This window comes from Pseudomonas gingeri, from assembly GCF_013385635.1.
In the GTDB taxonomy this organism is placed as follows: domain Bacteria; phylum Pseudomonadota; class Gammaproteobacteria; order Pseudomonadales; family Pseudomonadaceae; genus Aquipseudomonas; species Aquipseudomonas gingeri_A.
The window spans coordinates 22,512-45,297 of record NZ_JACAPR010000043.1 but is presented as its reverse complement, the minus strand read 5'-3'; the positions used below and the strand labels follow the sequence as shown (position 1 = coordinate 45,297).

Annotated in this window: 19 protein-coding genes; 17 read left to right on the top strand and 2 right to left on the bottom strand. The window is 64.5% G+C overall.

The features are described from left to right. The first annotated feature begins 110 nt into the window (after positions 1 to 110). The gene (locus HX851_RS32340) at positions 111 to 1,223 is read left to right on the top strand and encodes an alkene reductase (RefSeq protein ID WP_177057919.1); all 1,113 of its coding nucleotides are present in this window, start codon (positions 111 to 113) and stop codon (positions 1,221 to 1,223) included. Between the two features lie 24 nt (positions 1,224 to 1,247). On the opposite strand, the gene HX851_RS32335 is transcribed toward HX851_RS32340, so the two are convergent. Then, entirely contained in the window at positions 1,248 to 2,144 is an 897-nt protein-coding gene (locus tag HX851_RS32335) for a LysR family transcriptional regulator (protein ID WP_177066321.1), read from the bottom strand. Between the two features lie 132 nt (positions 2,145 to 2,276). On the opposite strand from HX851_RS32335, the gene HX851_RS32330 reads away from it, so the two are divergent. From HX851_RS32330 to HX851_RS32270, 13 genes are all read left to right on the top strand, one after another. Further along, positions 2,277 to 3,476, top strand: coding sequence for an MFS transporter (locus HX851_RS32330; protein ID WP_177057917.1), 1,200 nt, complete (start codon positions 2,277 to 2,279; stop codon positions 3,474 to 3,476). 31 nt (positions 3,477 to 3,507) lie between these two features. Next, positions 3,508 to 4,635, top strand: coding sequence for an alkene reductase (locus HX851_RS32325; protein ID WP_177066319.1), 1,128 nt, complete (start codon positions 3,508 to 3,510; stop codon positions 4,633 to 4,635). Positions 4,636 to 4,943: 308 nt separating this feature from the next. Further along, positions 4,944 to 6,299 carry an MFS transporter gene (locus tag HX851_RS32320; protein ID WP_177057915.1) on the top strand — a complete coding sequence of 452 codons (1,356 nt, stop codon included), beginning with the start codon at positions 4,944 to 4,946 and terminating at the stop codon, positions 6,297 to 6,299. 19 nt (positions 6,300 to 6,318) lie between these two features. Then, a complete protein-coding gene (locus HX851_RS32315) occupies positions 6,319 to 7,170 on the top strand; it encodes a fumarylacetoacetate hydrolase family protein (RefSeq protein WP_177066317.1) in 852 nt (283 codons plus the stop codon). 3 nt (positions 7,171 to 7,173) lie between these two features. After that, positions 7,174 to 8,013: an IclR family transcriptional regulator gene (locus HX851_RS32310; RefSeq protein ID WP_370590575.1), complete on the top strand. Its 840-nt coding sequence runs from the start codon at positions 7,174 to 7,176 to the stop codon at positions 8,011 to 8,013. An 18-nt stretch (positions 8,014 to 8,031) separates the two neighbouring features. Continuing rightward, entirely contained in the window at positions 8,032 to 9,693 is a 1,662-nt protein-coding gene (locus HX851_RS32305) for a bifunctional 3-(3-hydroxy-phenyl)propionate/3-hydroxycinnamic acid hydroxylase (RefSeq protein WP_177066307.1), read from the top strand. Positions 9,694 to 9,703: 10 nt separating this feature from the next. After that, positions 9,704 to 10,552 (top strand): VOC family protein, encoded by an 849-nt coding sequence (locus tag HX851_RS32300; protein ID WP_177057912.1) that lies wholly within the window; start codon positions 9,704 to 9,706, stop codon positions 10,550 to 10,552. Between the two features lie 48 nt (positions 10,553 to 10,600). After that, positions 10,601 to 11,530 carry an MBL fold metallo-hydrolase gene (locus HX851_RS32295; RefSeq protein WP_177057911.1) on the top strand — a complete coding sequence of 310 codons (930 nt, stop codon included), beginning with the start codon at positions 10,601 to 10,603 and terminating at the stop codon, positions 11,528 to 11,530. A gap of 14 nt (positions 11,531 to 11,544) precedes the next feature. Then, on the top strand, positions 11,545 to 12,540 hold the full coding sequence (locus HX851_RS32290) for an amidohydrolase family protein (protein ID WP_177057910.1): 996 nt from the start codon (positions 11,545 to 11,547) through the stop codon (positions 12,538 to 12,540). A 49-nt stretch (positions 12,541 to 12,589) separates the two neighbouring features. Continuing rightward, positions 12,590 to 14,059 carry an aldehyde dehydrogenase family protein gene (locus HX851_RS32285; RefSeq protein WP_177057909.1) on the top strand — a complete coding sequence of 490 codons (1,470 nt, stop codon included), beginning with the start codon at positions 12,590 to 12,592 and terminating at the stop codon, positions 14,057 to 14,059. 18 nt (positions 14,060 to 14,077) lie between these two features. Then, positions 14,078 to 15,205 (top strand): NAD(P)-dependent alcohol dehydrogenase, encoded by a 1,128-nt coding sequence (locus HX851_RS32280; protein WP_177066305.1) that lies wholly within the window; start codon positions 14,078 to 14,080, stop codon positions 15,203 to 15,205. Positions 15,206 to 15,302: 97 nt separating this feature from the next. After that, positions 15,303 to 16,664 carry an outer membrane beta-barrel protein gene (locus HX851_RS32275; RefSeq protein ID WP_177057907.1) on the top strand — a complete coding sequence of 454 codons (1,362 nt, stop codon included), beginning with the start codon at positions 15,303 to 15,305 and terminating at the stop codon, positions 16,662 to 16,664. A gap of 81 nt (positions 16,665 to 16,745) precedes the next feature. After that, positions 16,746 to 18,035, top strand: coding sequence for an MFS transporter (locus tag HX851_RS32270; protein ID WP_177066303.1), 1,290 nt, complete (start codon positions 16,746 to 16,748; stop codon positions 18,033 to 18,035). 16 nt (positions 18,036 to 18,051) lie between these two features. On the opposite strand, the gene HX851_RS32265 is transcribed toward HX851_RS32270, so the two are convergent. Further along, a complete protein-coding gene (locus tag HX851_RS32265; protein ID WP_177057905.1) occupies positions 18,052 to 18,966 on the bottom strand; it encodes a LysR family transcriptional regulator in 915 nt (304 codons plus the stop codon). A 115-nt stretch (positions 18,967 to 19,081) separates the two neighbouring features. Between HX851_RS32265 and HX851_RS32260 the strand changes: the two genes are divergently transcribed. The 3 genes from HX851_RS32260 to HX851_RS32250 all read left to right on the top strand — a co-directional run bounded on the left by HX851_RS32260 (position 19,082) and on the right by HX851_RS32250 (position 22,766). Next, positions 19,082 to 20,356 carry a serine hydrolase domain-containing protein gene (locus HX851_RS32260; protein ID WP_177057904.1) on the top strand — a complete coding sequence of 425 codons (1,275 nt, stop codon included), beginning with the start codon at positions 19,082 to 19,084 and terminating at the stop codon, positions 20,354 to 20,356. A 45-nt stretch (positions 20,357 to 20,401) separates the two neighbouring features. Further along, on the top strand, positions 20,402 to 21,850 hold the full coding sequence (locus HX851_RS32255) for an aldehyde dehydrogenase family protein (RefSeq protein ID WP_177066301.1): 1,449 nt from the start codon (positions 20,402 to 20,404) through the stop codon (positions 21,848 to 21,850). A 139-nt stretch (positions 21,851 to 21,989) separates the two neighbouring features. Beyond that, entirely contained in the window at positions 21,990 to 22,766 is a 777-nt protein-coding gene (locus tag HX851_RS32250) for a DeoR/GlpR family DNA-binding transcription regulator (protein ID WP_177057902.1), read from the top strand. Positions 22,767 to 22,786 lie beyond the last annotated feature (20 nt).

The following is a 22,786-nucleotide window of genomic DNA, read 5'->3' as shown; positions in this document are numbered from 1 at the left end:
CACCTTTGCGTCTTGTGCAATGAACTTAACCGATTTTGCCCAATTATCAAGTATCACGCTACGACCTACAGTGACGACCAAGAGCAACCACCTTCCCAAGGAGCAGCACCTTGATCACACATCTTTTCCAACCCATCACGCTGGGCGCTTCCACGTTGCAACACCGGGTGGCAATGGCTCCGCTGACACGCTCCCGCGCCGGCCAGCCCGGCGATGTGCCGACCGCCCTGAACGTCGAGTATTACCGGCAACGTGCCGGCGCGGCATTCATCGTCACCGAAGCCACCCAGATCTCCCGTCAGGGCCAGGGTTACGCCTGGACCCCGGGGATCTACAGCGAAGAACAGGTCCAGGCCTGGCAAGCGGTCAGCGCGGCCGTGCATGAGCAGGCCGGCACGATCTTCATGCAGTTGTGGCATGTCGGTCGGGTCTCTCATCCGAGCTTCCAACCCGATGGCGCACTGCCGGTCGCCCCCAGTGCGCTGCCCGTGCCCGGCAAGACCTTCATCGTGGATGACCAGGGCAATGGTGTCTGGGGCGATGTGCCGGTGCCCCGCGAACTGACTGTTGATGGTATCCAGGAGATCATCGGCGACTATCGGCGTGCGGCGCGCAACGCCATCCGCGCGGGTATGGACGGGATCGAGATTCATGCCGGCAACGGTTACCTGCTCGACCAGTTCATCAATAGCAACAGCAATCATCGCCACGACAGCTATGGCGGCACCGTGGAAAACCGTGCCCGCCTGCTGCTGGAAGTGGTCGAGGCGGTGGTAGACGAAGTCGGTGCCCAACGGGTCGCCGTGCGCCTGACCCCCATGGGCCGGTTCATGGGCATGGGCGACGAAACACCGCAAGACACTTTCGGCCATATCGTCAGCCGGCTCAACGACTGGGACCTGGCTTACCTGCACCTGGTGGAACCGGCCGTGGTCGGGACCGTGAAAGACGAAAATTTCGACCCGCGCTGGGATGAAATCATCCACCAGTTGAGGACGCTGCACCGTGGTGTGTTGATGCTCGCCGGTGGCTACAGTGCCGACAGCGCCGAGCGGGCGCTTGCCGACGGGCGCGCGGACATCATTGCCTTCGGCCGGCCGTTCATCGCCAACCCGGACCTGCCCGTACGCCTGCGAGACAACCTGCCGCTGAACGAACCCGACCCCACGACCTTCTTCGGTGGCGACCACCGAGGCTATATCGACTATCCGACCCACCCTTGAAACCGCGGGGGCTGGGATTGCCGCTCAGCCCCCCGCCTCCAGTGCCAACTGCGAACTGATGGTGTCAATCAGGGCGCGGACACGGCGCGGCAGGACACGCACCGGAGGATAGACGATCTGCAGCGCCGTCTGGCCGGGTGAATAGTCCGGGAGCACCTCCACCAGCCGCCCCGCCGCGATGTCGGCCTGGACGTCCCAGACCGATTTGTTGCAGATGCCGTGACCGTCCAGGCACCACTGCCTGACCAGCCCGCCGTTATTGGCCACCCTTCTCCCCTTCACCGCCACGCGATGGCTTTCGTCGCCCACCCGGAAGGTCCAGATCCGATCGATATTGGTGCCAAAGCGCATGACGATGCAGTCATGCCGCGCCAGATCGTCCGGGTGTTGCGGCGTGCCATGGAGTTCGAGGTAACGAGGCGCCGCGCAGATCACGCGACGGTTCTCGCCGATGGGCCTGGAGCGCAGCGTGCTGTCGGCCAGGGCACCATAACGAACGGCGAAATCGATCCCCTGGCTGACCAGGTCGACGAAACCGTCGGTGAGGTTGAGATCGATCGTCACGTCAGGATGTTCGGCCAGGAAACGGTCGAGGACCGGCACGATCTGCGCCTGCCCCAGATCGACCGGGGCACTGAGGCGAATCAGTCCGGAAATTTTCTGCGCCCCCAGGCGGATGCTGCTTTCCAGTTCCTCGGCTTCGGCCAGCAGGCGGCGGGCACCGTCGGCCAGCAAACGCCCCTCGTCGGTCAGGCTGATGGAACGGGTGGTGCGGGTGAGCAGGCTCGCGCCGTAATAGCCTTCCAGCACCGCCAGCCGTTCGGAAACCGAAGCTGGTGACAACCCCAACTCCCTCCCCGCGGCAGACAGGCCGCCCTTCTCGACGATCATCAGGAACAGCGCCAGGTTATCCAGGGTCATTCTTCGGAAACTCCGAAATATAATTTCGAATCCTAAGCAATTATCAAGTCGTTCCGCAATGTCTATCTTCGCCACATCCACCGGCAAGGCGTACGCCGGCAACCCACTGATTTGTGCATAGGAAGAAGCCTCATGTCACTGACCTCGAGAATGCCGATCCAGATCTGGATCCTGACCCTTTCCGCCTTCGCCATCGGCACCGCCGAATTCCTCATAGCCGGCATCCTGCCCCAGGTCGCCGACAGCCTGAAGATCAGCACCGGACAAGCCGGCAACCTGATCACCGCCTATGCCCTGGCCATCGTGATCGGTGGTCCCCTGCTGACGTTGTGGCTGGCTCGCTTCGAAAAACGCAACGTGCTGATCGTGCTCCTGGGACTGTTTGTCGCCGGCAACCTGATTGCCGCCTTCAGTACCGACTACACGATGCTCCTGATCAGCCGGGTGGTGGCCGGTCTCACCCAGGGCCCGTTCTACGGTATCGGTGCGGTGGTGGCGACGCGCATGGTGGCCGATAACATGGCCGGCCGTGCGGTAGGCCAGATGTTCGGCGGCCTGACCCTCGCCAACGTCCTGGGCGTACCGGCCGGTGCCTGGATCGGCAATGCCTTCGACTGGCACACCGCCTTTCTCGTGGTGGCGGTCATGGGCGTCGTCGCCATGCTGATGATTGCCGTCACCATTGCCCGCAGCCCGGAAAACAGACCGGCCTCGATGCTGGCCCAGCTCTCGGTGTTCCGCGACCGCAACCTTCTGGCCAGCCTGGCCTTCACCATGCTCGGCTGGGTGGGCTTCATGACGCTGTACGGCTACATCGCACCGGTGGCCGAACAGGTCGCCGGCTTCGACCGCAGTGCGATCACCTGGGTACTGGTCGTGGTCGGCGCCGGCCTGGTGGTCGGCAACAGCATCGGCGGCCGGACCGCGGATGCCAACCTGCGTCGCTCACTGAACTTCTGGCCGCTGGCGATGATTGCCGCGCTGCTCCTGGTGGGTTTCCTCGCCCCCTACAAATGGCTGTTCCTGGTCGCGGCATTCATCTACGGCGTGACCACCTTCGCCAACCTGCCCCCCATGCAGATGCGGGTCATGAAGTACGGCTCGAAAGCGCCCGAACTGGCGGCCACCGCGAATATCTCGGCCTTCAACATCGCCAACGCCCTGGGCGGCTTCATCGGCGGCGCAGTGATCGACAGCCACCTCGGTGCCGCCGCGATCCCGTTTGCCGCAGCCATCATCCCGGTGCTGGGCCTGCTCTTCATCTGGTCGCAGGAGGCCAGGTTGTCGGCCCAACCGAAGACTGCCGCCCCTTGTGTATCGCTTGGCAACTGATTCCTTATCCCACCTGATCCAGGAGACGACAATGTCCACGACATCAAAGCTGTTCAGCACCACCCGGCTTGGCTGCCACGAGTTGCCTCATCGCATCGTCATGGCGCCGATGACCCGGGCCCGCAGCACCCAACCCGGCGATATCCCCAATGCCCTCAATGCCCGCTACTACGCCCAACGCGCCTCGGCCGCACTGATTGTCAGCGAAGCCACGCAGATTACGCCCCAGGGCAAGGGCTACTCGTTCACCCCGGGCATCTACAGCGCGGAACAGATTGCCGGCTGGAAGCAGGTGACCCAGGCGGTGCACGATGCCCATGGCCGTATCTTCCTGCAGCTCTGGCATGTCGGCCGGATGTCCCATCCGGACTTCCACGACGGCGAACTGCCGGTCGCCCCCTCCGCAGTGCCGTTCGACGGCTCGATCTGGAAGGTCGACCCGGCCACCGGTATCGGCGCCATGGTGCCGAGCCCGACACCCCGGGCGCTGTCCCATGACGAGATCAAGGCCATCGTCGACGACTTCCGCCAGGCCGCGCGCAATGCCATCGAGGCGGGATTCGATGGCGTGGAAGTGCACGGCGCTAACGGTTACCTGGTCGACCAGTTCCTGCGCACCACCTCCAATGTACGCACCGATGAATACGGCGGCTCCCGGGAAAACCGCCTGCGCTTCCTCAAGGAAGTGATCGACGCGATCGTCGACGAAGTGGGCGCCGAGCGCACCGCGATCCGCCTGGCGCCGTTCCTCACCGCACGCGGCATGGGCTGCCCGGATATCCTGCCGACCATCCTGGAGGCCAGCGAATACCTCCAGGCCAGGGACATCGCCTATCTGCACCTGGTGGAAGCGGACTGGGACGATGCCCCGCAATTCACCGAGCAGTTCCGCCAGGATATCCGCCAGCGTTTCCACAACTCGATCATCGTTGCCGGGAAATACGACAAGGCGCGGGCCGAGTGGGTGCTTGCCAAGGGTTATGCCGACCTGGTGGCCTTCGGTCGGCCTTTTGTCGCCAACCCCGACCTGCCACACCGACTCGCCGAGGGCCTGCCGCTGGCGGACTTCGATGGCGGCTCGCTGTTCGGCGGCACGGAGCAGGGCTACACCGATTACCCGGTCTGGAGCGCTACGCATCAAGCGGTGTCGCCGGCCTGACCCAAAGCCCCGCTCCCTCTCCATGACTGATCCAGCGTATTCGCCTGTGCGGGCTCTTCCAACCGCCCAGGCGAATGCAACCGCTGCACCGGTCACGTCCTTTGCTCCTGACTCCCCTCCACCTTCCCCAATGCTCGCTGCCCGATCGCCTTGCATCTCGTTGGCAGTTTTTCGAAAAATCACCTAAATCCCACAATACGAAATATTTGATAAATCCCTATTTACAGAATTTTTGATTAGGCATAGATTGACTCCATGGCCCGCCTGCCGAAACACGGGCCGCAAAAACAAAAAAAAGAGTCCATGCCATGCAAACCGTGCCTGAAACAGAAAACGTCCTCAGCGACGTGATCGACCCACGTCCCATGGGGCGTCTGCAGTTCGAGTTGATCGGCCTGTGTGTGATCCTCGCCGCCATCGACGGCTTCGATACGCAAGTCATGGGGTTTCTCGTCGGGCCGATGGCCGACTCCCTGGGCCTGCCGGCGGCCAGCTTCGGCCCGGTATTCGCCAGCACCCTGTTCGGGCTGATGATCGGTGCCTTGAGCCTGGCCCCCCTGGCCGACCGCATCGGACGCAAGAAAGTCCTGCTGGGCTGCGTGGCCACCTTCAGTCTGTTTTCACTGTTCACCGCCCTGACCCACAGCTACGAACAACTGCTCCTGGCTCGCTTTCTCACCGGCCTGGGTCTGGGCGGCGCGATTCCCAACCTGATTGCCCTGGTTTGCGAATACACCCCCAGGCGCCATGCCCGCAGCGCGGTCACGCTGGTGTTCTGCGGCATGCCACTGGGCGCCATGGCGGCCGGACTGATTGCCGAGCAGGTGCTGCCGGCCCTGGGTTGGCGCGCGGTGTTCATCTGCGGTGCGCTGCTGCCGCTGGTCTTCGCCGACCTGTTGTGGCGCAGCTTGCCGGAGTCGGTGGAGTTCCTGTCGCGGACAGCCGCCAACCGCGGGCAGGTGGCGAGGATCGTTTCACGCCTGGTGCCGGGCCTGGAAACCCTGCCGGAAACGCTGTTCGAACGCCCTCGGGCAAATGCCCCGCGCATCTCCCCCTATCGGTTGTTCGAACACGGTATGTGGCGCCGGACGCTGCTGCTGTGGCTGCCCTATGCGATGAACCTGCTGATCCTGTACTCGATCATGAGCTGGGTGCCGACCGTGTTGAGCAGCGCCCGACTGCCCGCTCATACCGGCGTCCAGGCCATCGTGCTGTTCAGTCTCGGTGGTGTGCTCGGCTCATTGGTCCAAGGCCGGTTGATGGATGCACTGGGTGCCCATCGGGTACTGATCGCCGAATTCCTCGCCTATCAAGTGCTGGTCCTGTTGCTGGTGATGCTGCCGCTCCAGGCGGCCAGCTTCCTGACCCTGCTGTTGCTGATGGGCGTACTGATCCAGGGCGCGCAAGCCGGGCTCAACGCCCTGGCCGCCGAACTCTATCCCCAGGAAATCCGCTCCACCGGTATCGGCTGGGCACTGGGCGTCGGTCGCATCGGCTCGATCCTCGGCCCCTTGCTCGGCGGCCTGATGGTCGGCCTCGGCTGGCACGTCCAGCAAGTCTTCATGGCGGCGCTGATTCCCAGCCTGATTGCCCTGTGCGCGCTGCTGGCGATTCATTTCAGCCAGCGCCGCGCCAACGCTTCCCACCCTACCCCGACTTATTGATCCTTCCAGGAGACCCACCATGAAAATTGCCAGCTTCCTCAACCAGGGCATCCCGAGCTACGGCATTGTCGACGGTGACCAGGTGCTCGACCTGCAATCGTTGAAAGCCGAACTGGGCTATGACCTGAAAGCCGCGATCACCCACGGTCTGTTGGGCAGCCTGACACCTGAGCGCATCGCCGCCCTGCCCCGCCTGGCACAGGCCGAAGTCACCTTCCTGCCGGTGATCCCCAACCCCGGCAAGGTGCTGTGCATCGGCATCAACTACGCCACCCATGTCCGCGAAACCGGTCGCGAAATGCCGACCTACCCGATGATCTTCACCCGTTTCGCCGACAGCCAGGTCGCCCACCTGCAAGCCATCCTGCGCCCCAAGGCCTCGCACAAGCTGGACTTCGAAGGCGAGCTGGCCATCGTCATCGGCAAGAAGGCGCGTCACGTCAAGGCCGAGAATGCCCTCGACCATGTGGCCGGTTACGCCTGCTACAACGATGGCAGCGTGCGTGACTGGCAGAAACACACGATCCAGTTCGTGCCCGGCAAGAACTTCCCGCAGACCGGCGGTTTCGGCCCCTGGCTGGTGACCGCCGATGAAATCGGCGATCCGCAGGATCTGGAACTGACCACCCGCCTCAACGGCGAAGTCATGCAGCACACCGCCACCAGCGACATGATTTTCGATGTGCGCAAACTCATCGAGTACTGCAGCACCTTCACCGAACTGGCTCCCGGCGATGTGATCGTCAGCGGCACCACCGGCGGCGTCGGCGCCTTCCGCGAACCACCGGTGTGGATGAAACCGGGCGACGTGGTCGAAGTGGAAATCTCCGGCCTGGGCATCCTGCGCAACACCATCGCGGACGAGATCTGAATCATGACAGAAGCCAACCAACCCGTCGTTCCCCCGCCATCGACCGAGACATTGGAAAGCACCGCCGACGCCAAGGGCTCCAGCCTGGAGCGCATGCTCAAGGTGCTGGACCTGTTCACCGAGCACCAGCCGGTGTGGACCGTCGACGACCTGGGCAGTGCCATGGGCTTCACCCGCTCGACGATCTACCGCTATGTGCGTGAACTGGCCGAAGTGGATCTGTTATTCCAGGTCGAGGCCGGCCGCTATGCACTCGGTGCCCGGATCATCACCTGGGATCGGCAACTGCGGGTCAGCGATCCGTTGGTGCGCGCGGCCAACCAGTTGGCCGGCCAGTTCCCGCAGTGGAGCCCATCACAGGTCTGGTTGACCTGCCGGCTGTTCAAGGACCAGGTGGTCTGCGTGCACCAGAGCGGCAGCATCACCAGCGAAGTCAGCTACACCCGCGGCACGCCGCGCCCGCTGTTCCTCGGGGCGACGTCCAAGGCCATTCTCGCCAACCTGGGTTCACGCCAGCACAACCGCCTGTACCTGGAAAAGCACGAAGAGATCCGCCTCAGCCACCTGGGGCAGAACTGGGAGGAGTTTCGTCGCTCGATGCAGCGTCTGCGCAAGAAAGGCTATGTCGTCTCGCGCGCTGAAGTCGACAGCGGCATCTGCGGCATCGCGGCACCGATCCTCGACAGCGATGGCAAGGCCATCGGCAGTATCAGTTGCGTGCGTCCGGACAGTGAATGCGACGCCGCCCGCGATGACGAGTATGGCCAGCAGATCGTGCAACTGGCCCGGCAGCTATCGCAACTCATGCAGGCTTTTTCCGGGCGTCCCCGGCCGTTGGACTAAACAGCATCGGTATCGACCATGACCACTTCCAATATCATCAAGACCGGCGTACTGATCAGCGGCGCCGGTCCCACGGGCCTGACCTTGGCCAATTATCTGGGTCAGGCCGGCGTGGAGACGTTCATCATCGACCGCAAGCAGGGCACGGTCGGCGAACCGCGGGCCGTCTCGATCGACGACGAATCCCTGCGCACCATGCAAGCGGTGGGCATGGACCAGGCCGTGCTCAAGGACGTGGTGCCCGGCTATGGCGTGCACTACTACACCCGTCCGGGCGGCCGCTGTTTCGGCAAGGTCGAGCCAACCTCGACCCTGTACGGTTTTCCCAAGCGCAATGCGTTCCGCCAACCGCTGTTCGAGGCCACGTTGCATGCAGGCATGCAGCGCTTCGACAACCTGCGGGTCGGTTTCGCCCATGAACTGCTGCATGTCGAACAGGACGCCACGGGAGTGACCGCCAGCGTGCGCAACGCCGCCGGTGAAATCCTCATCGTCAGGGCCCGCTACCTGGTGGCCTGCGACGGCGGGCGCAGCCCGGTACGCAAGCAACTGGGTATTAACCTGGTGGGTTCGAGCTTCCAGTCACGCTGGCTGGTGGTGGACACCGAGCGGGATGACGATCCGTTCTGGCAATGCCGGATGTATTGCGACGCCCGTCGTCCGACCGTGGACGTGCCAGGCCCCCATCACACCCGGCGCTACGAGTTCATGCTCAAGGCCGATGAAAGCGACGAGGAGATGCTCGACGAAGAGCGGATCAAAGAGCTGGTCAAACCCTTCCGGGGTGACAAACCGATCTCCATCGTGCGCAAGACCGTGTACACCTTCCACGCCCGGGTGGCCGAGCGTTGGCGCGAAGGTCGGATCTTCCTCGCCGGCGACGCCGCGCACCTGACCCCGCCCTACGCCGGGCAAGGCATGAACAGTGGTGTACGCGATGCCCATAACCTGGGCTGGAAACTGGCCGGCGTGTTCAAGGGCCAGCTCGGCAGCGATGCCCTGGACAGCTATGAAACCGAGCGTCGCGATCACGCCTGGGCCCTGATCAAGCTGGCCCTGGGCCTGGGCGTGGTGATGGCGCCGTCCACTGTCTGGCGGGCCAACCTGATCAGCGCGGCATTTCGCGTCATCGGCCTGCTGCCGCCGCTGCGCGACTACTTCCTGCAGATGCGCTTCAAGCCCAAGCCGCGTTTCACCCAGGGCCTGGTGATCGGCAACGGTAGCTGCGGGCAGTTGAGTTGCGGGCAGATGTTCCCGCAACCCCGGGTCGAGGATGCCGAAGGCAACAGCGTGCTGCTGGACAAGGTCCTCGGCACCGGCTTCGCCCTGCTGCAATACGCCAGCCCCACCGACAGTCGACTGGACGCGTTGCGGCACCCGCTGTGGGAGCGCCTGGAAGCCCGGCGCATCCTGATCCAGCCCAAGGACAGCACATCCGATCCGGCGCGCATGAACGTCTGGACCGACAGCGACGGAGCCCTGGCAACGCTGCTCGGCGAGCCCTCGGGGCAGTTGTTGCTGCTGCGTCCCGACCGGTATGTCGCGGCGATTTTCCCGCTCGCCGAGGAACAGGATATCGCCGAGGGCTTCGCCGCCCTGCTGGGCATCCAGCAGACCCCGGCCAGCGACAGGGTCGATGCGCCAGCCCTCGACGAATCATTACTGCGAAATTCACGCTAAGGAGACCGTCATGCACACCTTGCAGACCCAAACCCCTGCGCACCTGTTGTACCTGCACCTCTCCAGCAAGGAGCCGCAGCGCCAGGTGGACTTTTACCAGCGCATGCTCGACCTGCAGGGCTATCGGCAGGCCGATGGCACCTGGGTACTGACCGGGCCGCAACGCGCCGTGCTGATCAGCCCGGCCGACAGCAACGGCTTTCTCGCCGCGGCCTATGGCGTGGCCGACCAGGCCAGCCTCGGCCGGCTGCGGGTGAACCTGCAGGCCCGCGGCTGCCAGCCCGAAGACGTCCGCTCGCCGCTGCTGGAGGACAACGCCTTCAGCATTCGCGATCCCCAGGGCCGGCAACTGCTGTTCGGTGTCAGCCAGGGTATTCCCGACGCCAGCCATCCCGGCATGCCGGGTCGCCTGCAGCATGTGGTGTTCCAGACCACCGAGCTGGAAGCGGTGCTGGACTTCTACATCAACAAGGTCGGCTTCACCGTATCCGACGATGTGGTCGACGAGGCCAACGGCGCCCTGATGACCCGCTTCATGCGCTCGGACAACGAGCACCATTCGCTGGCGTTCTTCCGCGGTTCCAGGAACGAACTGGATCACCACTGCTACGAAACCAACGAGTGGAACGACATTCGCGACTGGGGCGATCGCTTCGCCGCCGAGCGCATCACGATCTTCTTCGGTCCCGGCCGCCATGGCCCCGGCAACAACCTGTTCTTCATGGTGGTGGATGCCGACCGTAACCGCCTGGAGCTGTCCTCCGAGCTGGAAATCACCGGTCCGGAACGCCAGGCCGGAGTCTGGCCGCACTGCGAATACTCGCTCAACTCCTGGGGCAAGGCCTGGATCAGGAGCTGAAGCGCAACACCCTCGATCAACACCACAAAAACAACAGACAGGTGACCTATGAGCGCTTCATTCACTCAGCAACTGCAAGGTGGCTGGACCCGTTTCATGCATGGCGAATTCGAGTGCACGGTCATTACCGACGGCCCGTTGCACATGGGTGCGCCGCATCCGACCTTTATCGGGGCTGATCCGAAGGAAATCGATCAGTTGCTGGAAGACAACTTCCTGCCCAAGGACCGGATGTCACTGAACCAGAATATCCTGATCGTCAACACCGGCAGCCAGCTGGTGCTGTTCGATACCGGCTCCGGGGTCAATGCCGATTTCGGTATCAAGACCTTCGGGGCGCAGACCGGCCAGGCCCTGACCAACCTGCGGGCGGCGGGGATCGATCCGGCGGACATCGACATTGTCGCCCTCACCCACGCCCACCCCGACCATTGCTGGGGCCTGGTGGACGATGACGGTCAACTGCTCTACCCCAATGCACGGATCGCCATCGACCCCAGGGAGCTGGACTACTGGACCGACCTGAGCATTCTCTCGACACCCAAGGGCGAGGCGATGAACCCGCACATGCGCGATCACTTCCTCGGCGCGCACAAGAACCTCACGCCATACGTCGAGCGCGAACGCATCATCCTGATCGGCGACGGTTTCGAATTGCTGCCCGGCATCACCGCGGTCAGCACCCCCGGCCACAGTCCGGGCCACACCTTGTACAAGATCGAAAGCCAGGAACGGACCCTGGTGCTCTGGGGCGACCTGTGCCACCACCAGGTGCTGCTGTTGCAGCGCCCGGAGTGGGGTTTCCTGTTCGACTTCGACAATGCCGCCGCCGCCCACACCCGCATGCGCGTGCTCGAAGAAGTCGCGCGCGAACGCCATGCCGTCCTGTCCTATCACTTCCCGTTCCCCGGGCACGGCCATCTGGTCGCGCGTGATGGCGGCTACCGCTGGTTGCCGATCGAATTGCAACTGTACTGAGTCGAGGAATCACCATGTCCCAGCCAATCGCTTCGACAGCCCGCTGCCACTGCGGCCTGATCGATGTTCATGCCCATTGCCTGTCGCCCACCTACCAGGCCGCGCTGACCCGCGCCGGCCTGCTGACCCTGGACGGCGGTTATCCGGTGCCGCAGTGGTCGCCGGAAAAAGCGCTCGCGGTCATGGATGCCGGCAATATCGAAACAATGATCCTCTCGGTGTCGTCGCCCAGCGTCGGCTTTCTCAAGGAAAAGCACGAACGCGTGGCCCTGGCCCGTGCAATCAACGAAGACACCGCGGCGGTGATCCAGCAGCATCCGGGCCGCTTTGGCGGCTTCGCGACCCTGCCGCTGCCCCACGTTGCGGAGTCGCTGGCAGAAATCGCCTACGCCTTCGACGAGCTGAAATTCGATGGCGTGGTCATCGAAACCAACGCCGACGGCAAGTACCTGGGCAGCGAGGACCTGGCACCGATCTTCGATGAGCTGAACCGTCGCCAGGCCACGGTGTTCCTGCATCCGACCTCGCCGCAATGCTTCGACGCGGTCGGCCTGGGCCGCCCGGCACCGTTGTTCGAGTTTCCGGTGGACACCGCCCGTACAGTGATCGACCTGGTGTTTTCCAACACCTTCAAGCGCTGCCCGGAGCTGAACCTGATCCTGCCCCACGCCGGTGGCGTGCTGCCGTCGATTGCCCGGCGTATCGCACTGCTCTCCGGCATGCCGGCGATGAAGCCGGCGCCCAAGCCGGGGACCGAGGTGATCGCGGAGCTGCAACGGCTGTACTACGACGTGGCAATGTCGGCCAACCAGCCGACCTTCGATGGCCTGCGCACGCTGGCCCCGCTGTCGCAGATCCTGTTCGGCACGGACTTTCCCTTCCAACCGGCGGCCAACGTCGAAGCCAACGTGAACCACTTCCGCGCTCTCGAAGGCTTGACTGCCAGTGAACACGAAGCCATTGCCCGCGGCAACGCGCTGCGCCTGTTCCCGCGTCTGCAGCGCCGCTGAGAACGCCAACGAGCGCCCGGCGCTCGCCAACATCAAGAGAGCGAAGAGCATGAGTTCCAGTCACTACACCGGCTTTGCCGGTCAATACATCGACGCTGAACAACGCCCTGGCGGCATCGGCCAGTGCCTGCTGGACGTCAACCCGTACGACGGCGAAGTGATCGCCGAACTGCAACTGGCCAACCTCGCGGACCTCGAACACGCCTGCCAGGCGGCCCAGGCCGCGCAACAGGGCTGGGCGCGGGCACTGCCGGCCGAACGCAGCGCCGTGTTCCACCGGGCGGTGCAGATCATGCAGGCGCGTCGTGAGGAAATCGTCAGCTGGCTGATCCGTGAAAGCGGCAGCACCCGGACCAAGGCCAACATGGAATGGGCCGCGGTACGCGACGGCATGCTCGAAGCGGCGACCTTCCCCAACCGTGTCACCGGACGGATCCTGCCGATCGACATCGCCGACAAGGAAAGCCGCGTCTACCGCAAGCCGCTCGGGGTGATCGGGGTCATCAGCCCCTGGAACTGGCCGATGCACCTGTCGCACCGCTCCATCGCCCCGGCACTGGCCCTGGGCAACGCCGTGGTGGTCAAGCCGTCGCAGGAAACCCCGATCACCGGCGGCCTGCTGCTGGCCCGTATCTATGAAGAAGCCGGGCTGCCGGCCGGGCTGTTGAACGTGGTGGTCGGCCAGAACAGCGAGATTGGCGACGCCTTCGTCCAGCACCCGACGTTGCGCTTCATCTCCTTTACCGGTTCGAACAATGTCGGGCGCCATATCAATGCGCAGATCGCCGCCGCCGGTACCCTCAAGCATGTCGCCCTGGAACTGGGCGGCAACGCGCCGCTGGTGGTCCTCGACGATGCCGACCTGGAGCACGCGGTGCACGCCGCCGTGGTCGGGCGCTTCCTGCACCAGGGCCAGATCTGCATGAGCACCAACCGGATCATCGTCGACCATTCGCTCTACAACGACTTCGTCCAGTTGTTCGTCGAGCGGGTCTCACGCCTGAAGTTCGGCGACCCGGACGCCGCCGACACGGTGATCGGTCCGCTGATCAACCGGCGGCAACTGGACGGCGCACTGGCCCATATCGCCCGGGCCCGCGCCGATGGCCTGGCGCAACTGCTCGGTGGCGAACCGCAGGGGCTGGTGTTGCCACCCCATGTATTCGGCCCGGTCGGCAATGATTCGGCCCTGGCCCAGGCCGAGCTGTTCAGCCCGATCGCGCAGCTCATCCGCGCCGACAGCGAAGCCCATGCCCTGCACATGGCCAACGACACCGAATACGGCCTGAGCAGCGCGGTGTTCACCCGTGACGAAGGCCGTGGCCTGCGCTTTGCCCAGCAGCTTCAGGCGGGCATGGCGCATATCAATGACATCCCGGCCAACGACAGCCCCAACAGCATGTTCGGTGGCGTGAAGAACAGCGGGCTGGGCCGCTTCAACGGCGACTGGATCATCGACGCCTTCACCACCGACCACTGGATCAGCGTGCAGCACGCACCACGTCCTTATCCGTTCTGAGCCGAGGAGTGATTGTTCATGCAACAGCCACAGCCAAACCTGCACCGCGCCAAGGCGGCGGTGATCCGGGAAAAAGGCGGTCGCTTCCTGATGGAAGAGATCGAACTGCAAGCGCCCCGTGCCGACGAGGTACTGGTACGGGTGGTCGCCTGCGGGGTCTGCCACACCGACCTGATCGTGCGTGACCAGTACTTCCCCTGCCCGCTGCCGATGGTCCTCGGCCACGAAGGCTCGGGGGTGGTCGAGGCGGTCGGGGCCGAGGTGAAGGACTTCAGCGTCGGCGATCACGTGGTGATGAGCTACCTCTCCTGCGGGCACTGCGAACCCTGCTGCACCGGCGAGGCGACCTATTGCACCCACACCTTCGCGCTGAATTTCGGCGGCAGCCGGCTCGACGGCAGCGGCTCGACCCGGGACAGCCACGGGCAGGTGATCCACGACCATTTCTTCGGCCAGTCATCGTTTGCCACCTACTCGATTGCCAATCGCCGCAACCTCGTCAAGGTCGACAAGGACCTGCCGCTGGAGCTGCTGGGGCCATTGGGATGTGGCGTGCAGACCGGGGCCGGCGCGGTGCTCAATGTCTTGCAGCCAAAGGCCGGCACGGCATTTGCCGTATTCGGTGCCGGCGCCGTCGGCCTCAGCGCGCTGATGGCGGCGCGCATTGCCGGGGCGACCACGCTGATTGCCGTGGACATCACCCCCGGCCGGCTGGAACTGGCCAAGACGCTGGGGGCCACCCATGTGATCAATAGCCGCGAGGTCGACCCGGTGGCCGAAGTCCGGCGCATCACCGCCGGCGGTGCCCATTGCACCCTGGAAACCAGCGGTCGCCCGGCGGTGCTGCGCCAGGCCATCGATGCTCTCAGGGCGCGCGGTACCTGCGCCATCGTCGGTGCCCCGCCGGCCGGCACCGAAGCCAGCTTCGACGTCAATGAGGTGATGACCCAGGGCCGCACCATTCGCGGGGTGATCGAGGGCGAAAGCATTCCTTCGGTGTTCATCCCGCGCCTGCTGGAGCTGTATCGCCAGGGACGATTTCCGTTCGACCAACTGGTGCGTTTCTACGACTTCGAGGATATCAACCAGGCCGTTGCCGACGCCCAGAGCGGCCTGACCGTCAAACCGATCCTGCGCATGGGTTGAATCCCGACGCAAACGACACGCTGCCCGCCCGCTCCCCGGCAGTCGCCTGATGCGGGCGGCAGCGAATCCGCCTACCTATAAAAACAAGAGAAAGGCAATGCATACCATCAAGATCGCTCAGCTTGGTGCGGCCCTGGCCGCCTGCGTAACGCTCACCGTCCACGCCGCCCCCTCCGAAGACCGTGGCGAAGGCGCCCTGTTTACCGCGCTTTTCGGCGACAGTCTGGAAAAGCAGACCGGGATCATCGTCTCGGGGCTTTCGGAAACCACCTACTCCAGGAACAACCGCTCCACGGCGGACGAACGCAAGGACGGCATGAGTAACTTCCCACTGATCGGCGCCGGCGACGAAGGCCTGGAGTTCGGCTCGCTGCGCCTGTTCATCGACAAGCCGCTGGACTCGAACATGGTCCCGCGCGTCACCCCACTGCCCGGCCCGACACCCGACAAGTTCTCGTTCGGCTTCACCTTCGAAGGCAACTACGGGCGCAATGCCCAATTCGCCCGGACCTTCGGCTGGGACATGCATTGGGGCGTGAATGCCCCGGGCGACAACGATCCGGCCAAGGCCCAGCGCGACAAGCAACGCTTCCTCGCCGTGCCCAACCTGGCCGCCACCGCCTACCTGCCGATCGGCACCGGCCTGACCGTCATGGCCGGAATCTTCGGCCCGGGAATCGGCTACGAAATCCCACCGGACATTCGCGAAGCGCGCAATGCCTTCGCCACCAAGACCTACGCCCTGGTCTCGGAGCCCGGAACCTTTTCCGGCGTACTCATGGGCACCCGTCTGATGAGCAACGACAGCGGCGTGCTGGGGGTCGAACTGGGCGTGGTGCAAGGCTGGAACAACCTGCGCGACAACAACGACAGCAAATCGCTGACCGGTGCCGTGCGCTGGCGCACGCCGGACATGAAGACCTGGATCGACTATGAGTTCGTCGTCGGCAACGAGGAGAACAGCAGCAACAAGGATGTCCAGGCACCGATCCAGCGGCTGGTCTCGCCATACGGCCAACTCAAGCAGCAGCACTCGCTCAACGGCTGGCATGAGTTTGACGCGCGGTGGTCGATGGGCGCCGAAGTGCTCTACGGCCATCAGGCCGGCGACGGCCGGCCGGACACCATCGATATCGTCAACGGGCCGGGGTTCGACGGTGCCCGCTGGTGGGGGGCGAATGCGGTAGTGACTTACCGCTATCGCAAGGACCTGGCGTTCTCGGTACGTGGCGAGCACTTCAGCGACCCGGATGGTTTCGCCCTGTTCCCGGTCAGCAGTGCCCGTGGCGACTTCAACGCCCTCACCGCCGGCTTTCGCTACGACGTCAACCGCTACCTCTCGCTGCGCCCGGAACTGCGTTACGACTGGTTCGACGGCAACCGCCAGGACCACCCCTTCGGAAACGGGCGTGATCGCGATCAGCTGACCGCCAGCATGGACGCGTTGTTCTACTTCTAGACCACTGTTCCCAAGCCGCTCCTGGCCTCGGATCTCCCCGGCCACGGGCATGCCTCATCCTCAAATCTGGAAACCCGAACCATGAATGACCACAAGACTGCATGGGACTCGCGTTACGAATGGAAAGCCGTCCTGCTCCTGGCCTTCGGCTTCGGCCTGGTCGGACTGGACCGCTTCATCATCCTGCCGCTGTTCCCCGCGATCATGAAAGACCTGTCCCTGGATTATCAGGACCTGGGCAATATCTCGGCGGTGCTGGCCCTGGCCTGGGCGCTGTCCTCGATCCTGATCGGTCGCATCTCGGACACCTTCGGCAGACGCAAGGTACTGATCCCCTCGCTCATCGTTTTTTCACTGTTGGCCGGCGTCTCGGGCCTGGCGACAGGCATCGCCTCGTTGCTGGTGATCCGGGCGATCATGGGCGTGGCCGAGGGAGCCTTCACCACCACCTCGATCGCCACCAATGCCGAGGTTTCCCATCCGTTGCGCCGTGGGCGAAACATGGGCATCCAGCTGAGCTTCTTTCCTCTGCTCGGGCTGGGGCTGGCGCCGATCATCGCCACGCAATTGCTCGTGGTGGTGCCCTCCTGGCGCTGGGTCTTTGCCATCGTCGCGCTGCCGGGCTTCATCCTGGCCTGGTTGATTTACCGCAACCTCAAGGAAACCCGGCCCCAAGCCGCCAGGACCCCGACGAGCGCCCCCGAGCCCGTCGAGAAACACCGCTGGCTGACCGTCCTGCGTCATCGCAACATGCCGCTGAACATCATCTGCATGTGCTGCGCGCTGACCTGCCTGTTTGTCGTCAGTGTGATGACCGCCAACTACCTGACCGACTACCTGCACCTGAGCCTCGCGCAGATGGGTTTCGTCATGTCCGCCATCGGTTTCGGCGGCTTCGCCGGGGACATGATCATGCCCTCGCTGTCGGATCGCCTGGGACGCAAGCCAGTGTTGCTGTTGTCATTCGTTGCCACCGCGTTGTCGCTGTGGCTGCTGATCAACACCGGCGCCGAACCGATGCAGTTGTTCGGACTGCTGTTCATGACCACCTTCTTCAACTTCAGCATGATTTGCGTGATCAACGGGCCACTGACCAGCGAGTCGGTGTCGCCGGCGCAGATCGCCACCGCGACCGGGCTGGTGGTCGGTGCCGCGGAGTTGTTCGGCGGCGCGGTCGCGCCGGCACTGGCGGGTTTTATCGCGCAGCACTATGGCATCGAGAAAACCCTGTTGCTGGCGCTGGGCAGCCTGGCGATCGGCCTGCTGGCCGGCCTGTTCCTGCGCGAAACCCTGCCGGGCAAACGTCAATCGACACCGGTCCGGGCGTTCCCGGCTACCGGCCCGCGCGTGGCCGAGCACAAGCCTGACTGATACCCGCCGCACGACTTCAAGGCAGCGACCATGGCGCCTGCGGATTGAACGCCTCGACAAGGAAGTCGATCATCACCCGGACCTTCGCCGGCGGCGTGCGATCGGACGAGCGCACCAGGTGAATCCCGCCCAGGTCGGCCGATGGCGCGTCCAGCGTGACCGGCTCCAGGTCACCCCGGCGAATGGCGTCCGTGACGATGAACTCCGGCTCGTAGAGCACTCCCAGCCCGGCGGTGGCGGCGGCGACCAGGGCGTCGCCGTTGTTGGTACGCAGGCTGCCCTTGACCGCTACACGCTTGTCGGCCTCCTTGCCGAATCGCCACTCATCGGGACGCGACAGACTCGACAAGGAAAAGCTCAGGCAATTGTGCGTGTGCAATTGCGCCCAGCGCGCGGGACGTCCATGGCGGTCCCAGTAGGCCGGCGCGGCACAGACGATCATGGCGCTGTCGGCCAGCTTGCGCGACACCAGGCGGCTGTCCTTCAGCATCCCGACGCGGATCGTCAGGTCCCAGCCCTCTTCCATCAGATCCACCACGCGATCATTGAGCCCCAGGTCCACCGTGACGCCCGGGTGCCGACGGTAGAACTCCGGCAACAAGGGCGCCACAAAGCGCACGCCGAAAGACAGCGGCGTATTGAGCCGCAGCAAACCGGTCGCCTCCACCCGCTGCGAAGCGATCATCGCCTCCACGTCCTCGAGGTCGGGCAGCAGGCGGCCGCAGGCGTCCAGGTACTGCTGGCCCGCTTCGGTCAGGGTGAGTTTTCGCGTACTGCGATGAAACAGCCGCACGCCCAGGCGCCGTTCCAGCGCATCGACATGCTTGGTCGCCATCGCCGGCGACACACCCATCTGCCGGGCGCCGGCCGACAGGCTGCCCAGATGAGCGGCCTGGGAGAAAATCTGCATGCCGGTAATACGATCAAGCATTTTATTTCTCACTCCGGTTAAAAACTGAATCGACAGATCAACGAGTTATCACCCTGACAGTAAATATATAGAGTGACGCGCAACGACACCACCACGCTTGAGACAGGGCTCCACGATGGACTCCAAGACACGCCAGAACGCATCCTCCTCCCACGGGCTGTCACGCCGTCAGTTACTGGTCGGCGCCTCGATGGGCGGCCTCGGTGCCGCCCTCGCAGGCCCACTTTCCAACGCCCTGGCGGCGACACGACAACCGACGTGGGACCGGGCCGAGGCCATGGACGCGGTGATTGTCGACGCGGTGAACCGTGGCCGGATTGTCGGGGCAACGGTCATTGCCGCCAAAGACGGTGAAATCGTCTATCGGCGCGCGGCCGGCTTTGCCGACCGGGAACAGCGCCGGCCCATGCAAGAAGACGAAATCTGTCGCCTGGCCTCGATGACCAAACCCATCGTCGGCGTGACGGCCCTGGCCCTGATCGACCAGGGCCGGCTCGGCCTGGATGACCCGCTGACCCGCTGGCTCGCCGATTTTCGTCCGAAGCTGGCGGACGGCCGTGAGCCACTCATCACCGTGCGCCATCTGCTGACCCATACGGCGGGCCTGTCCTATGGTTTTCTCGAAGCACCCGACGGGGCCTACCATCGGCTCGGGGTCTCCGACGGGCTGGACGCCCGCGGCCTGAGCCTGGCAGAGAACCTGCGCCGCATCGCCTCGGCCCCCTTGCTGTTCGAGCCGGGAACCGCCTGGCATTACTCGGTGGCCATCGATGTGCTCGGCGCGGTTATCGAACAGGTCACCGGCATGACCTTGCCCGAGGCGGTCGAGCAGATCGTCACCGCCCCGCTGGGTATTTCCAGTATCCGTTTCGTGGCCGCGCCCGGCACCGTGCTGGCAACCCCCTACGGTGACGCGGCACCCCGCCCCGAGCCCATGACCGAGCCCTTTTCCCTGCCTTTCGGACCCGGTGCGATTGTCTATTCGCCCAGCCGGGCCTTCGATGCCAATGCCTTCGCTTCGGGTGGCGTCGGCATGGTCGGCACGGCCGGGGACTATCTGCGGTTCGTCGAGGCTATCCGCACCGGTGGCGGCGCAATCATCCGCCCGGAGACGATGGCGGCCATGACCCGCAACACCATCGGCGACCTGCCGGTGGCGGCGGCCGGCCCGGGCTTCGGCTGGGGCCTGGGGGTGGCGGTGCTGAAAGATCCGGTGGCGGCGAAATTGCCGCTCAACCCCGGCAGTTGGCACTGGGCCGGTGTCTACGGCACGAACTTCTGGGTCGACCCAGTACAACGCCTGAGCGTCGTGACCCTGACCAATACCGCGGTCGCCGGCATGAGCGGTGACTTCCCGACCGCGCTGCGCCACGCCGCCTACCCGGGTTGAGCCACGCACTTTTTCTCCCTCTTCAATCACTTCAAGGGTTTTCATATGACACAGCCAGCAAAGCACTGGATCAACGGCGAGTGGATGGACAGCGGACCGCTGCGCGACAGCATCAACCCGGCCACCGGCGCGACCTTCGCCACCTTCCATGACGGTGGCCTGGCCGAAGCGCGACAGGCCGTGGCCGCCGCCCGGCAGGTGTTTCTCGACAGTGACTGGAAGGTCGATGCCATGCGCCGCTCGACCGCGCTCAGTCACCTGGCCGATGCCTACGAGCAGCGCTCGGAGGAGATCATCGACTGCCTGGCCATGGAAAACGGCAAGCTGAAAATCGAAGCGGGCTTCGAGGCCATGCAGATCGTCCGCGCCCTGCGCTTTGCCGCCGGCCTGGCACTGCACACGTTCGGCCGTGTGGCCGAGCCACGCCCCGGTACCCAGTCCATGGCGTTGCGCCAGGCGGTGGGCGTGGCGGGCCTGATCGTGCCGTGGAACTCTCCGGCGTTCCTGCTGATCCGCGCCCTCGCCCCGGCGCTGGCCGCCGGCTGTACGGCAGTCATCAAGCTGCCGGCCCAGGCCGCGCAGAGCGCCTGGTTGTCGGCGCAGATCCTGGCCAGCGTGCCGGAGATTCCCCGGGGCGCGATCAATATTTTTATCGAGAGCGGTGCCGAGGGGGCGAAGTTCCTCGTCGACAGCCCTGACGTACCGGTGATCAACTTCACCGGCAGCACCTCGACCGGTCGCCTGATCGCCGCTGCCGGCGCCGCGCACTTCAAGCGCATCGGCCTGGAACTGGGTGGCAAGACCCCGCACCTGGTGTTCGACGATGCCGACCTGGAAGCGGCCGTGCCGGCCATCGTCGCGTCCTCGACCGTGTTCGCCGGGCAGTTCTGCGTGACCGGCAGCCGTATCCTGGTACAGCGGGGTATCGCACAGAAACTGAAGGACCTGCTCACGCAACGCCTCTCGGCGGTGCAGCCCGGCCCCGCGGCCGACCCGGCCAGCCAGATGGGCCCACTGATCGACCGCGAGGCGGCCGAAGGGGTGGATCGGAAGGTCGAGGCCGCCCTCGAAGAGGGAGCGACGGTAATCGTGCGTGGCGGCCTGATCAGCCAAGGTCCCCTGGCCGGTGGCGCGTTCTACCGCCCGACATTGCTGGAGGTGCCGGCCGCGGGCCTGGCCATCTCGCGAGAAGAGGTCTTCGGCCCGGTCCAGACGCTGCAAGTGTTCGACAGCGAGGATGAAGCGATAGCCATGGCCAACGACAGCGAATACGGACTCAGCGCCTGTATCTGGAGTCGCGATGTCAATCGGCCGATTCGTGTCGCCCGCCAGCTCGAGGCCGGCCATATCTGCATCAATGACTGGGCCGGCATGCAGGTCGAGTTCGAGGAAGGCGGCTTCAAGAACAGCGGGCAAGGTCGCCTGGGCGGCCTGGCCTGCCTGGATGACTTCATGGAGTACAAACAGATCCTGCAGGTTTTCCGCCAGCCCTGAAACGTCTCGCCAACGGCCCCGTGCGCACGCCTTTCGGCAGCGGGCACACGGGTTGCCCGGCCGGCCCTGAACGCAAAATAGATGAGTCACCGACAGACTGTCCTGTAATATCGGAACCCATCATTGAGCGAGATCCTTCATGAAGCCGGCCGAACGCCACCGTACTATTCTCGATATGGTTCGAACGCGCGACACCAACGTCGAAGAGTTGAGCGCAGCGCTGGGCGCATCCGAAGCCACCGTACGCCGGGACCTGACCCTGCTGGCCAGGCAGCGCCTGCTGGTGCGTACGCATGGTGGAGCCACCGCGCTGATCGGCGTGCATGAACCGGAAGCGTCGCTGGAAGAACGCAAAAGCGCGCGCCGCGACGAGAAGGATGCCATCGCCAAGGCCGCGGCGTTGCACATCCAGGATGGCGACACGATCTTCCTCGACAGCGGGACCAGTTGCGTCGCCCTGGCCATGCATCTCTATTCCCACCAGGACATACACGTGGTGACGAACAACCTGCTGGTTGTCATGGCGCTAGCCAATGTTCCCGGTGCCAGGCTCACCCTGATTGGCGGTGAACTTCGCGAGTCCAGCATGAGCACGCTCGGCCCGCTGGCCGAACTGTCACTGAGCCGGCTCAGCGTGGACCGCGCCTTCTTCGGCGCCGATGGTGTGGTCGCCGGGTTCGGCCTGTGTGAAGCCAGTGCCCAGCAGGCCTACCTGAAAGAGTGCGTCATCCGCCGCGCGGCCGAGGTGTTCGTGCTGGCCGACTCGGAGAAACTGGGCCGGGCGCGCCAACAGCACTGGACGCCACTGGAACGGGAATGGCGGCTGATCACGTCATCGCGCGATGAGGTGGAACTCCAGCCCTTCAGGGAAATGGACATGGTGACGGTCGAGACCGTCGTGGTCAGCCCCGCATAACCTGGCAGCACCTCCAGGTG